At 41.4% G+C, this 13,950-nt stretch carries 12 protein-coding genes; 3 read left to right on the top strand and 9 right to left on the bottom strand.

Features of this window, described 5'->3' with window-relative positions:
• Positions 1 to 73 precede the first annotated feature (73 nt).
• Positions 74 to 685, bottom strand: coding sequence for a TetR/AcrR family transcriptional regulator (locus AAGC65_RS09715; protein WP_343112247.1), 612 nt, complete (start codon positions 683 to 685; stop codon positions 74 to 76).
• 156 nt (positions 686 to 841) lie between these two features.
• Here AAGC65_RS09715 and purB point away from each other — a divergent pair, with 156 nt between their 5' ends.
• Positions 842 to 2,188 (top strand): adenylosuccinate lyase, encoded by a 1,347-nt coding sequence (purB, locus tag AAGC65_RS09710; RefSeq protein WP_343112246.1) that lies wholly within the window; start codon positions 842 to 844, stop codon positions 2,186 to 2,188.
• Positions 2,189 to 2,357: 169 nt separating this feature from the next.
• The gene (locus tag AAGC65_RS09705) at positions 2,358 to 2,909 is read left to right on the top strand and encodes a NifU family protein (RefSeq protein WP_343112245.1); all 552 of its coding nucleotides are present in this window, start codon (positions 2,358 to 2,360) and stop codon (positions 2,907 to 2,909) included.
• 108 nt (positions 2,910 to 3,017) lie between these two features.
• Here AAGC65_RS09705 and AAGC65_RS09700 read toward each other — a convergent pair whose 3' ends face one another.
• The 7 genes from AAGC65_RS09700 to ppk1 all read right to left on the bottom strand — a co-directional run bounded on the left by AAGC65_RS09700 (position 3,018) and on the right by ppk1 (position 11,206).
• Positions 3,018 to 3,809: an inositol monophosphatase family protein gene (locus AAGC65_RS09700; protein WP_343112244.1), complete on the bottom strand. Its 792-nt coding sequence runs from the start codon at positions 3,807 to 3,809 to the stop codon at positions 3,018 to 3,020.
• Positions 3,775 to 4,260 carry a GtrA family protein gene (locus AAGC65_RS09695; RefSeq protein WP_343112243.1) on the bottom strand — a complete coding sequence of 162 codons (486 nt, stop codon included), beginning with the start codon at positions 4,258 to 4,260 and terminating at the stop codon, positions 3,775 to 3,777. Before AAGC65_RS09695 ends, AAGC65_RS09700 begins: the two co-directional genes overlap by 35 nt.
• Entirely contained in the window at positions 4,253 to 5,422 is a 1,170-nt protein-coding gene (locus AAGC65_RS09690) for a prolipoprotein diacylglyceryl transferase family protein (RefSeq protein WP_343112242.1), read from the bottom strand. Before AAGC65_RS09690 ends, AAGC65_RS09695 begins: the two co-directional genes overlap by 8 nt.
• Positions 5,423 to 5,451: 29 nt before the next feature.
• On the bottom strand, positions 5,452 to 6,771 hold the full coding sequence (mtaB, locus tag AAGC65_RS09685; protein WP_343112241.1) for a tRNA (N(6)-L-threonylcarbamoyladenosine(37)-C(2))-methylthiotransferase MtaB: 1,320 nt from the start codon (positions 6,769 to 6,771) through the stop codon (positions 5,452 to 5,454).
• Positions 6,772 to 7,533: 762 nt separating this feature from the next.
• Positions 7,534 to 8,103: a UbiX family flavin prenyltransferase gene (locus AAGC65_RS09680; RefSeq protein WP_343112240.1), complete on the bottom strand. Its 570-nt coding sequence runs from the start codon at positions 8,101 to 8,103 to the stop codon at positions 7,534 to 7,536.
• A 175-nt stretch (positions 8,104 to 8,278) separates the two neighbouring features.
• Entirely contained in the window at positions 8,279 to 9,154 is an 876-nt protein-coding gene (locus tag AAGC65_RS09675) for an exopolyphosphatase (protein WP_343112239.1), read from the bottom strand.
• A 6-nt stretch (positions 9,155 to 9,160) separates the two neighbouring features.
• Positions 9,161 to 11,206, bottom strand: coding sequence for a polyphosphate kinase 1 (gene ppk1, locus AAGC65_RS09670; RefSeq protein ID WP_343112238.1), 2,046 nt, complete (start codon positions 11,204 to 11,206; stop codon positions 9,161 to 9,163).
• A 776-nt stretch (positions 11,207 to 11,982) separates the two neighbouring features.
• Here ppk1 and AAGC65_RS09665 point away from each other — a divergent pair.
• Positions 11,983 to 12,474, top strand: coding sequence for a YajQ family cyclic di-GMP-binding protein (locus AAGC65_RS09665; RefSeq protein ID WP_343112237.1), 492 nt, complete (start codon positions 11,983 to 11,985; stop codon positions 12,472 to 12,474).
• Positions 12,475 to 12,706: 232 nt separating this feature from the next.
• On the opposite strand, the gene bioB is transcribed toward AAGC65_RS09665, so the two are convergent.
• Complete coding sequence (gene bioB / locus AAGC65_RS09660; protein WP_343112236.1) at positions 12,707 to 13,708, bottom strand: biotin synthase BioB; 1,002 nt, start codon at positions 13,706 to 13,708, stop codon at positions 12,707 to 12,709.
• Positions 13,709 to 13,950 lie beyond the last annotated feature (242 nt).

The raw sequence follows: 13,950 nt of genomic DNA, 5'->3' as shown, positions 1-13,950 counted from the left end.
TGTTGTTGTTGTTTTATGCCTTATCATGCTGATTTAAAGATAGTATACCTCGATGACAACCTTATGTCAGCAGTTATTCATCATGTTTATTTTGGTATTGGTTTAAAAGCTTATAACCTTTAAGTGTGCAAATACCGTAGTTAAAATGCTCCAAAAATTGCATCTGTACCTTTACAGTGCTAAATTCAGAAATCGGAAAAATCTCCGTATTGAACCCGAACTCAATCTGGCTTACCCGCATCCGGGCAATTATCTTTACATCAATATCTGTACGGATGTAGCCTTGTTTCATTCCTTTGGTTAAAAGCTGCTCCAGCATGCTGATCAATACCCCACTTTTGAATTTCAAAAACTCCATCCAGGCTTCGTAATGATATTTCTGCAGATCATGCATTACCGCCGGATTGATCCTCGAAAGCACATCTTCAGAACATTTCATCATATTGATCATCTCCTCAATCACGTTTTCCGATTTGCTGATGATGTCCTTTATCTGCGCTTCATCTTCCTTCAACTTTTTCTTAACTGAAGCAGTAACCAACTCATTCTTGTCTTTAAAAAACTGGTATATGGTTTTTTTCGACATACCGATGTGCCTGGCTATATCATCCATTGTGATGCTCTTGATACCAGCCCTCAAAAACAGCTCTTCGCTACCCTGTATTATTCTCTCTATTTGACTCATTGACTTTCCGAGTCAAAACTAAGGAAACATTTTTTGATTTCAAAGTTTCCAATAAAAAATACAATTACCTTAAAATCTGCATATTCATGATCTGCTCACCAGCGTATCTACAAACTGCACATCTAAATTCTTATCTTTGCCAAAATTTAATAAATCATGACGCTTACTCCGCTTTCTGCAATTTCGCCGGTTGATGGCCGCTATCGTAACACCACCGCCGAACTCGCAAACTATTTTTCTGAATATGCCCTGATCAAATACCGTGTATTTGTGGAAATAGAATATTTTATAGCTTTAGCCGAATATTCTTTACCGCAATTACAACAGTTTGATAAAGATCTGTCAGAAAAGTTACGCGACATTTACAGAAATTTTAGCGAAGCCGATGCCCTGAGCATCAAAGAGATTGAAAAAACAACCAATCATGATGTTAAGGCCGTTGAATATTTTATCAAAAAAGAGTTTGATAAATTAGGCAATCTTGATGCCTTTAAAGAGTTTATTCACTTTGGCCTTACCTCACAGGATATTAATAATACCGCCATACCTTATTCATTTAAGCTGGCTATTAATGAGAGCTACTACCCCGCTATCAATGAATTAGTTAACACGTTAAAAAGCTATGCGCAGGACTGGGATCAGGTTCCTATGCTGGCCCACACACATGGCCAACCGGCATCGCCAACCCGTTTGGGTAAAGAAATACAAGTTTTTGTTGAGCGTTTGGAAGCACAATTACAGCATTTAAAAGCCGTTCCGTATTCTGCCAAGTTTGGCGGCGCTACCGGTAATTTTAATGCTCACCACATCGCTTATCCTGGCAAGGATTGGAAAAACTTCGGTAATCATTTTGTTAATGAAGTTTTAGGCCTTAACCGCTCGCAATTTACCACCCAGATTGAGCATTATGATAACTTTGCCGCCCAGTGCGATGCATTAAAAAGGGTCAATAACATCCTGATTGATTTAGACAGGGATATGTGGACCTACATTTCCATGAACTACTTTAAGCAAAAGATAAAAGCCGGCGAAGTTGGTTCGTCGGCCATGCCGCACAAGGTTAACCCTATTGATTTTGAAAACTCGGAAGGCAACCTGGGTATTGCCAATGCTTTATTTGAACACCTGGCCGCTAAACTACCTGTTTCGAGGCTGCAACGCGACCTTACCGACTCTACTGTATTAAGAAACATCGGCGTTCCGGTGGCACATACGCTGATTGCTATTAAATCGACTATAAAAGGTTTAAACAAATTGTTGTTAAACCAGAATGCTATTGATGCTGATCTGGAAGCTAACTGGCCGGTTGTTGCCGAAGCTATACAAACTATTTTAAGACGCGAAGGTTACCCTAACCCGTACGAAGCCCTAAAAGATTTGACCCGTACCAACCAACAAATTAACGGACAAACAATAGCAGCCTTTGTCGATACGTTAAATGTAAGCGAGGATATAAAAAACGAATTGAAACAAATAACACCTTTAAATTATACAGGAATTTAAGGTAGATGCGTGGATGTGCGGATGATTATCAAAATCAATTTGCACATTCGCAAATTCACGCATCTGCACATCCAAACATATCATTTACGTGTCATAACTAATTAATAGCTATCTTTAAACAAAAAAGCTGGCTAAATTTGTTAATTAAGATTTATTAAAAACAGCAGAAATGAATATCAACGTATATACAGAATCAACGCCTAACCCGGCAACTATGAAGTTCATTGTGAACAAGTTGCTTATCAATGGCAGTGTAGATTACCCTACAAAAGAAAGTGCCGAAAAATCACCTTTCGCTAAAGAATTGTATAAATTCTCTTTTGTTAATGGTGTTTTCTTTGCCAGCAACTTTGTAACTATCACCAAAACTGATGGTAGCGACTGGGCTGATGTTGAACCTATTATGAAGGAATTTGTAAAAGGCGCTGTAGAATCTGAATTGAAGGTACAATTAGAGGAAGAAGCTGCCGATGTAAATTTTGAAGGTTCTGAAACCGAGGTAAAAATACAGCAGATATTACATGATTACGTTCGCCCGGCTGTTGAGCAGGATGGTGGTGCTATCTCTTACCGTTCATTTAACGAAGGCGTTGTTACTGTTGAGCTTCGCGGTTCATGCAGTGGCTGTCCGTCATCAACTGTTACCCTGAAAGCCGGTATCGAAAACCTGCTTAAACGTATGGTACCTGAAGTTACCGAAGTGGTATCTGAAGCTTTATAAAAGATATTATTTACACGAATTTAGTCGAATGGCACAAATATGATTTATAAAATGGCGCTAATTCAATAATTAGCGCCATTTTTAATTCGTGTAATTAGTGCCTATTATTTATTTGAAATACTTCTGTACGGTTGATAAAAGCTCACCAGTGATCAGGCCGTTGGTAGCCAACAGTTCCCGGGTTTCAATAACCTCGGGGCCTCCTTTAAAATTGACGATATCCCCTCCTGCCTGCTTTACAATGACTATACCACCGGCTATATCCCAGGCGTTTAAATTATATTCATAAAAGGCATCAAACCTGCCGCAAGCGGTATAAACCAGATCAACCGCTGCCGAACCGATACGACGCAAGCCATGACAGCTTCTCATCAACTCGGTAAACAAATCTATGTAGGTAGCTTGTTTGGAAAAATCATAATACGGAAAACCCGTGGCCAATAGGCTATCTGCCACGGCTTTATTTTTACTCACCCCGATCTCTTTGCCATTAAGGTAAGCAGGGGTATCTTTGGAGGCGTAAAAGCACTCATCCTGGTTAATTTCATATACCACACCCAACACCAGCTTATCATATTCTTTAAGGGCAATACTTACCGAAAACGCTGGCAGACCATGTATAAAGTTAGTAGTACCATCTAAAGGGTCAATGATCCAGTTATACCTTTCACCTAAAGTGGTAGTAGTTTTTTCTTCGGTGATGAAACCTGCTTCGGGTAATATTTTACGAAGGCCTTCTACGATGATCTTTTCGGCGTTTTTATCGACGTACGATACCAGATCGTTCAGTCCTTTATATTCTATTTTATCCGGATCAAAGGTTTTACGTTCCTGTCTGATGAAATCGCCTGCCTGTTTGGCAACCTCAGTTACCTGGTTGGTTATGTTTTTGAGTTCCATGATGCCTTAGTGATAAGCTGAATGAAAATGCCTTGTGTATAAAAAAGCTCGCGAAAAATAAGCTTAACGCTGCCCCTATCCTTGCTACCGGCGGGTAGATGCCAAAGTTCTGTATCAATATTTTAATAACCGCTAAATTGGCGAAGAAACCCAAAAAAGCCACCGATGCAAAACGCATAAATTGTTTGTAAGCAGACAGCTTTGATTCGGTAAAGACCAGGTAACGGGTAATCAAAAAGTTAACGATAACGCCCATACAAAATGATATGGCCAATGATACTGTAGAATTGCGAACAGTATATGAAAATATCTGGTAAGTATGCTGAGTAAGTAAGTTATGATAAAACAGATAAAAGGCCGATACATCTACCAAAAAACCCGCGCCTGCCGAAATTACAAACCTAAATACCTGGTTCTTTAATAATCTATTAGTTAGTTTGGTATTAGCCATGTTTTACTGCAGCTGATTTTTTATCCTTGTTAAGCCCGTTTACAATTAAAACAGTTCCGCCAACAACCATTAACAATGAAATAAATTCAGCCTGGGTAAAGCTAATGCCCGCTACATGGTATTTGGTATTTACCCGTATCAGTTCAATAAAAAAGCGTTCAACACCTGCTAATATCATATATATGCCAAACATTACGCCTGCAGGTTTAATACGGTCGCGTATGCTCCATAAAAGCCAAAACAACAATGAGCAAACTACCAGTTCATAAAACGATGTTGGGAAAACGGGATATTGCAATTCATGGCAAAACTTACCTATACAGCCCGGTATGGCAACACCCTCATCATTTACATTATGAGGAAACTTGAACGACCATACCCAATCCGGAGCCCAGCTTAACCAGCCGGGTTTTGCTGCGGTATTGGTTATACCCCAATCCCCATCGCCCGACATTTGACAGCCAATACGGCCTAATGCATAAGCCAGCATCATGCCCGGACCGCCAATATCCAGCATATCTAATGGTTTAATGCCGTGTTTATTGGCAATATATAATACTGCCGCGCCACCGCATATTAAACCACCGTAAAAGGTAAACCCGCTTGTGCCTATCAGCATACCTACCGGATCTTTTACAAACTCATCCCAGTTTTCTAAACCATTAAATAATTTAGCGCCTGCAAAACCAAATATGGCAGCCCAGAGCAAAATATTGCCCATCAGCTCATATGGATGCACGGTTACCTCTTTGGTTACCGGTTTAGCCCGCTTTTGTTTTTGGCCTTCATAATATGACCAGTAAGCAAATGCAGCAGCGCCAATGATGCCGCATATCCAATTGCCGCGCAGCGACAGCAAAAAATCCTGAGGGTTATCTAATAATGCTTGATAGTTTAATATGCAGTCAACCAGTTTATAACCTAAAACAAAGCCAAATACACCATTACCAACCAGTTCATTCATCGATGCCGGATTACCTACTGTTACCGTTTTTTTGAAAGAATGGATAATCCCCAGCTTTTCTTTCCGCTTAAATTCCTGTGCAAAAGCCCAATAGGCACCCATGAAAGCTATGGCCACAAAAAAGCCAAAGGTTTGTACGGGCAAGGGAATATTTATACCAAAAAGATACTGTAGAAGCGATGTAATAGTTGGAAACATAGGTTTTAGTTTAAAGCGAAGATAGTATTTTAATGAACCAATATTTCTTCGCTTTCTGTTATATCGACATCACCATCCGGTGAAATGTTTGTTAAGTGAACGGTTTTCAATTCGTTGATCAGCACAGGGTCATACTTGGTTCTTACCTTCACGTAGTTACGGGTAAAACCATGCATAAAGCCATCTTTAATATCCCCTTCAAACAAAACCTCCTGGCTGGTATTCAACTGGCTTTCATAAAACGCGCGGCGCTTTTTGTCAGACAGGATATGCAGCATTTTGCTTCGCTCGCCCCTTGCCGATCCGGGTACCGCGCCGGTCATTTGGCTGGCCAGTGTGTTTTCCCTTTCTGAGTAGGTAAATACGTGCAGGTATGAAACATTAAGGTCGTTTAAAAAATTATAGGTATCGATAAAGTCTTCTCTTGTTTCGCCAGGGAAACCTACTATAACATCTACCCCAATGCAGCAATCGGGCATTAGTTCTTTAATTTTAGCTATCCGGTTTACGTACAGATCGCGTTTATAACGGCGGCGCATTAAGCCCAATATTTTATCAGAACCTGATTGCAGCGGGATATGAAAATGCGGCACAAACCGTTTGGAAGCAGCCACGAAAGCAATAATCTCATCGGTAAGCAGGTTAGGTTCTATTGAGGATATGCGGAAACGGTCTATTCCTTCTACCTCATCCAATGCTTTTACCAGGTCAAAGAATTTATCTTCCCTTTTACCGTTCCGGATGCCAAAATCGCCCAGGTTAACGCCTGTAAGCACAATTTCCTTAACGCCCGATGCGGCAATTTGACGTGCCTGCTCCAATACGTTTTCAATAGTATCGCTGCGGCTGCTGCCACGGGCCAGGGGTATAGTGCAGAACGTACATGAATAATCGCATCCATCCTGAACTTTCAGGAAAGTGCGGGTACGATCACCAAAAGAGTAGGCCGGTACAAACTCATTAGCCTCAGATACAGGCTGATTGTAAACCACTGCCTTAGGCTTTTTAGTGAGATCGGTAATGTGATCAATGATCTGAAACTTTTCAGCAGCGCCTAATACCATGTCTACCCCTGGAATTTCAGCAATTTCCTGTGGTTTTAGCTGCGCATAGCAGCCTACAATGGTTACGTAGGCGTTGGGGGATATCTTGAGCGCTTCCTTAACTATCTTTTTACACTTTTTATCCGCGTTTTCGGTAACCGAACAGGTGTTGATCACAAAAACGTCAGGTGTATTCGTAAACTCAACCGTATCATAACCAGCCTGGTTAAACAACCTGCCTATAGACGATGTTTCCGAATAGTTGAGCTTACAGCCCAGGGTATAAAAAGCTACTTTCTTATTCATGTTTAAGGTGGCAAAGATAATAATTATTGAATTAAGGAACTAAGCCTTGCATCATTGTGACATTTGCTCCATCAAACCAAGTCTTAAAAACCATCGTCGAACTACTTTTTAAAATTAAATTTTAACACAAAATGAGGTCAAAATCAATCAAAAAACGACTAAAAAACTTCAAAAACGGGGCTAAAAATTCAATTTTCACTCGTTTTATTGCATTTTAGCGCGGTTTTATTTGCTTTAAAAAGTTTTAACAAACTCAATCACAACACCTTAACTAATATAAGTCGATTTCAATATCTTTTCCGGCTTGCCCGGTTAGCAAAACAGTCCGACTTTTCTGGTGCTCAGAAAGGCCGGACTGCTTTAGTATTACAAATGTACGGAATATAGAATCAATTACCTCGGGTAAGTACACTCTGCCCTTCTCAAGAGTATTAGCCCATGAATTGACAGTTTCATTAAATCAGGTCATTTATCGACTCACCCCGACATCGCTACGCTTGTCGACCCTCTCTTCAGCTTCGCTGGAAAGAGGGCGGGGAAAAAATATTTTCTTTGCTCCTTTTTCTTTTTTTCCTTGCCCTCTTTCCGCCGCAGGCGAAGAGAGGGCGGTCCAGCGAAGCGTAGACCGGGTGAGTTACTTGTAGACCACGATAATCAAAGATTATGCCGATTGATGGGCTATTAATCCTCTCAAAAGTGAAATCCTACTTAGCCGGACTTCTCTAATTACTAAATCCTAAATCGAACATCCCAAATCCGAAATCAGCCCTCCTCTTCGCTCCAGCGGTAGCTTTCATTTTCCAGGCCTATGAGGTCAATAACGCGGTTTACTAACGTCATGGCCAGTTCTTCGATGGTTTTTGGTTTGCTGTAGTAGGATGGTATGGCCGGGCAAATAATGCCACCCGCCTCGGTTACCGTTTGCATATTACGGATATGGATCAGGTTAAGCGGCGTATCGCGCGCAACGAGGATCAGTTTACGGCGTTCTTTGAGTATCACATCGGCGGCGCGGATTATCAGATCATCAGAGATGCCTCCGGCTATGCGGCCCAGGGTGCCCATAGAGCATGGCACAACAACCATTGTATCAAACCTGGCCGAGCCCGATGCAAAGGGCGCCATAAAGTCTTTTTTGTCGTAAAATTTGAAATCGAAATTATTAAAATGATCGTTTTCGAGCTCAAAGCGCCAAACATCTTTGGCATTGTCTGACATAACAACGGCAACTTCTTTCAGCTGGTCTTTCAACTGATCTAATTTTTTTAATAACAGGTGGGCATAAATGGAACCACTGGCACCCGTAATGGCAACTACAATCTTCTTCTTCATGATTAATTCATCATTTAACCCTATCACACAAGTTACGGGCATAAAAAAGGGTCGAATACAAGTACCCGACCCTACATCTACCTATGAAAAACATGCCCTTGAGAGGGCATTACAAAGATAATAACAGTTTTTTGATTATTAAACAAATTTGTAAAAATAATTTTACGTTATGTTTTTATAAATTTTTCTCTATCAATAGTTGAATAATACCATCAACCATACCTACACGCGGCACATAAATGCTCTTAATACCCGCGTTTTTCATCACGGTAAGGTAAATTTCACAAGCCGGAATAATAACGTCGGCCCGATCCTGGTTTAATCCGAGCACATTGATACGATCTTTCAGCGAAAATGATGTTAAGTAAGTGTAAAGCGATTTAAGTTTGGTAAAGCTCATCGGCGCATCATTCTCCTCTTCGGATAGCCTGTATAACTTATTGATATTACCACCAGTGCCTATACCTGCCAGCTGTTTAAACCCACGGGTATGCTCGCGTATAAAATCCTTCATTTCGTTCCAGGTTTCTTCCGAATCCTGGTTATCCAGTATCCTGATGGTACCAATGTTGAATGATTTTGACGCCATCAGCTGCCCGGTTGAAAATAATGAAAGTTCTGTACTGCCACCACCTACGTCTACATAAAGGTAATTTTTACTTTTATCGATATTTTGATCTGCATGGCTGGCGTAAATAACTTTAGCTTCTTTTGAGCCGTGAATGATCTCCAGGTCAATCTGCGCTTCCTGTTTGATCAGTTTAGCAACCTCTTCCCCATTATCAGCCTCACGCATAGCCGATGTGGCATAAGCCAGATAATCAGTTACCTTATATACATCCATCAGGTTTCTGAAAGCCTGCATAGACTTTACCAGATCGTTGGTTTTCTTTTCAGAAATATGATGCTGAATAAAGGCATCATCGCCTAAGCGTAAAGGAACCCGGATCAAGGTATTTTTTTTAAAGGAAACCGAACCATTATTTTCAATAATGTCGGCAATCAGCAGCCTTACTGCGTTTGAACCTATATCTATTGCGGCGTATCTCAATTTGGGTTATTTATTTTTTGTTTTCAGGTAGTTATATATTTCAATTTGCGCACGGTGACTGGTGGCAGAACTGGTTTTGTGATATTTGTTATTGTTAGCGCTGTTTATTTCGCGGGCCTTGGTATTATCATGCAACTGGATATTGATCATCTCCCTTACCTCTTTACGTAAGTGCTCATCTAAAACCGGGAAACCCACCTCAACGCGGTTGTCAATATTACGGGTCATAAAATCTGCCGATGTCAGGTAAATCAGCTCATTGCCACCATTGCAATAAATATGTACACGTGCATGCTCCAGGTATTTATCTACAATACTGATTACCTCAATATTTTCACTAAAGCCCTTTACACCTGGCACCAGGCAGCACATACCCCGAATGATCATCTTGATCTTTACCCCCGCGTTACTGGCCTGGTAAAGTTTATTGATCACATCTTCATCGGCAAGGCTGTTCATTTTTAATATCATGTAGGCCTTTTTACCAGCCTTCGCGTTTTTTATCTCTGTATCAATAAGCTTGTAAATTGCAGGCCGTGAATCAACAGGTGATACAATAAGGGTTTTTAACCCTTTAGGTAAAATATTCCGTTTCAGCGCCCTGAACACGATAGCCAGGTCATCAGTTATTTTTGTATTGGCGGTAAATAACGTATGGTCGGCATAAATTTTAGCAGTTTTTTCGTTAAAATTCCCGGTTGATAAGCAGGCGTAGTTTACCATCTTTTGCTTCTCTAATCGGCTAACCAGGCATATTTTAGAGTGCACCTTATACCCAGCTATACCATACAGTACGTTTACGCCTTCCTCTTCCAGCCTGTTACTCCAGAAAATATTGTTTTGCTCGTCAAAACGCGCACGCAGCTCAACCAGACAATTCACTTTTTTACCGTTTTTCGCGGCATTTACAAGGGCGTGTACAATGCGGGAATTTTCGGCCAAACGGTAAACAGCAATGCTGATCTCCTTAACTTTAGGATCGATAGCGGCCTCACGCAAAAAGTGGATAATATAATCGTATGATTGGTATGGTGTACTTATCAGGTAATCTTTTTTAGCTATTAACCCGATCAGGCTTTTGCCAAATGACAGATCCTCAACCGGTAAAGGCGGATATTTAACAAATTCAAGCTCCGGGCTGCCTACGTTTGGAAATGATATAAAATTTTTAAAGTTGTGATACCTGTTGCCCGGAATGAGGCTTTCGCCATGCAAACCCATTTTACCTACCAGGTACTTGAGCATATCCATCGGCATTTCGGTATCGTAAAGCAAACGCATGGGCGTGCCCTTTTTACGTTTCTGTAAGCTTTTTGCCAGCGCGTCTATAAACTTGCCGCTTACCTCCTTATCCAGGTCAAGCTCAGCATCGCGGGTGAGCTGAAGCGAATAAGCTTCGATACTATCATGATCAAATATGAAAAAGATATCTTCTAAACTATATCGGATAATATCATCAAGCAGGATGATGAATTTCAGGTTATTAGTTTCGGGCAGTACAATAAACCGTGACAGGTTATCCGGAAACTCAATAAGGGCAAATCTTGATTTTTTATTTTTGGTAAGCTTTACAAAAAAATAAATGGCCCTGTCGCGCAGTTCGGGCAGCGGCAAAGTATCATTGAGCATGATAGGCACCAGGGTGGCCAGCAGCTTTTCCCTGAAATAGCTTTTAACAAACGCTCCGCGTGTTACGTTAAGCTGCTTATCATTCAGGATGAATATTTTTTCTTCGGCAAGCTGCTTTACAATAATGTTTTCGTAAAGATTATTGAACTTACGCTCCTGCTTTACAACAATATTTTTGATCTGGTTAAGCAGCTTTTTGGGATTGAAACCCAGAATTTCCTTTGATTTTTCGTTAAGGGCGGCCAGCCTGCTCATAGTAGCCACACGCACACGATAAAACTCATCTAAATTGGACGAAAATATGGCTAAAAACCTTATCCGTTCAATAAGCGGAACAGTTGGATCCGCAGCTTCCTGCAAAACCCTGTCGTTAAAATATAACCAACTTATTTCTCTGTTAATTAAGGGAACCTGTTTATCCATATACTTTGCCCCACTGGGGTCCGCTTTTACAAAACTGCCTATTTATTTGTTAAGTTAATATTAACTCATTAGTATTTCATGAGTTTTTATTGATTATTAATTATTACAAAAAGTTAACAAAGGGGGCTTAGCTTACCGTATCGACTCACCCTGGCATCGCTGCGCTTGCCATCCCTCTCTTCGCCTGCGGCGGAAAGAGGGAATTTTTTCCTACAGATTCTTTACCCTCTTTGCCCAAAGGGCAGAGAGGGTGCCCGAGCGAAGCAATGGGTGGGTGAGTCTAATATACGTTATGCTTTTCATAGCCATTACGTAGCCTCACCCTGCCCTCTCCAAAGGAGAGGGTTCAAAAAGAGCAACATTAATGAGCGAAGTTTAAGTCCTCTCCTTTGGAGAGGATTTAGGTGAGGCTTAATTAAACAGTTTTGCCTCACCCTGCCCTCTCCAAGGGAGAGGGTTCAAAAAGAGCGACCTTTAGTAGACTCACCCGGTCTACGCTGCGCTGAACCACCCTCTCTTCGCCTGCGGCGGAAAGAGGGTATGAAAAACGGGAAAACTCCCGCCCTCTTTCCAGCGAAGCTGAAGAGAGGGCCGACAAGCACAGCGATGTCGGGGTGAGTCGATAAACAACATGACTGTTAAACTATGCCTTTTCAAGGGCTATGATTCTTTAAGAGAGTTTAGGTGAGGCTTGCGCTTACAACAAATTAACTGAACAGGTTTTATAAATCTTTCTAATACCTTAGTTTTGTAAACACTTATAAAACCATTTACTTATGCCAACATTTGATATAGTAAGCAAGATAGACGGACAAACCCTTGATAACGCCATAAATACCGCTAAAAAGGAAATTTTGAACCGTTATGACTTTAACGATTCAAAAAGTACTATCGACCTGGATAAGAAAACCAACTTAATTACCATAGTTACCGAAAACGATATGCGTTTAAAAGCCATAACCGATGCTATCATTAGCCGTATGGTAAAACAAAACCTTGACCCTAAAGCACTGGACGATGGCAAGGAGCAATACGCATCGGGCAATATGATCCGTAAAGAGATCAAGATCAAGGAAGGGATTGACAAGGAAGCGGCCAAAAAGATCGTTAAAAAGATAAAAGACAGCGGCCTCAAGGTACAAGCCTCCATTATGGACGATCAGGTGCGTGTACAAGGCAAAAAGATCGATGATCTGCAAGCCGTGATCAGCCTGTGCCGCGCCGAAAACTTTGGCCAGCCGTTGCAGTACATCAATATGCGGGATTAATTAAGAGATAATTATTTTTTGTAGAGACGCATTACATGCGTCTTTTTTTATTTATGATTAATTTTTGTCCTTGCGAGCGTAGCGTGGCCATCGCGAACTATGCAGGGGGATCTTTATAGTTCGCGATTGCTTCGTTCCTCAGCAATGACATGATGTAATCAAGCTGCCTTCTTAAACAAAAAGAGAGGCTCATTACATGAGCCTCTCTTTAAAATATTTCTTATATACAGGTTTACCCTGCTATTTCAACTTCTTTAACTTCATTTGGGCGGCCATTTTTAAAAGCCTTGCGTGGAGATAAACCCAGCAATTCAAACATAGCCATATCGGTATCAAATGACGGGTTTGGTGTGGTCAATAATTTTTCACCGGCAAAGATGGAGTTGGCACCTGCCATAAAGCAGAAAGCCTGCTCAACTACGCTCATTTCTGTACGGCCTGCAGATAAACGCACTACCGTTTTTGGCATAATGATACGGGTAGTAGCTATCATGCGTACCATATCCCAAACAGATACCCTCGGCTGGTCGGCCAGCGGCGTTCCCTGTACAGGTACCAGCGCGTTAATTGGTACCGATTCCGGGTGTTTAGGTAGGTTTGATAATGTTTTCAACATCGAGATACGATCCTCAACTGTTTCACCTAAACCGATGATACCACCGCTACATACGGTAATTTTAGCTTTACGCACATGCTTCAGGGTTTCCAGGCGCTCATCATAGGTACGCGTGGTGATGATACGTTTGTAATCCTCTTCAGAAGTATCCAGGTTATGATTATAGGCATATAAGCCCGCGTCAGCCAAACGCTGGGCCTGGCTTTCGGTAAGCATACCCAGGGTACAGCAAACTTCCATATCCAGCGCATTAACTGCTTTCACCATGTCAATTACCTTATCAAAATCTCGGTTATCACGAACCTCGCGCCAGGCGGCACCCATACATAAACGCGATGCGCCGCCTGCTTTTGCTTTCTCGGCAGCGGCAATAACTTCATCTTTAGGCATAATGGCATGCACGTTTACACCCGTGTTGTAGCGGGCAGCCTGCGGGCAATACGCGCAATCTTCAGAACAGCCGCCGGTTTTGATTGAGATCAGCGAACTGATCTGCACCTCGGCATAGTCTTGATTTTCACGGTGTATGGTAGCGGCCTTGTACACAAGGTCAAGCAATGGGGTATGGTATATCTCAGCAATTTCTTCTTTCGTCCAGTTGTATCTTACCTCAGTCATTCTGTTTCTAATTTTGATGGTTCAAATTTATAATAAAAGCTGGAATAGTGAATAGGGAGTTTAATTACGGGAGAAACTCTAAAAAATAAATTCTAAATTCTAAAGAAAAAGTCTAAAACCTAAATTCTAAACGCTAACTTGTTGGGCATTTTTTCACCACTCACCACTCACCACTCACCACTCACCACTCACCACTCACCACTCACCACTCACCTCTCACCTCTCACCACTCACCACTCACC

Source organism: Mucilaginibacter sp., from assembly GCF_039207105.1.
Taxonomy (GTDB): domain Bacteria; phylum Bacteroidota; class Bacteroidia; order Sphingobacteriales; family Sphingobacteriaceae; genus Mucilaginibacter.
The sequence above is the reverse complement of the archived record's forward strand: the minus strand, read 5'-3'. Positions and strand labels throughout refer to the sequence as shown.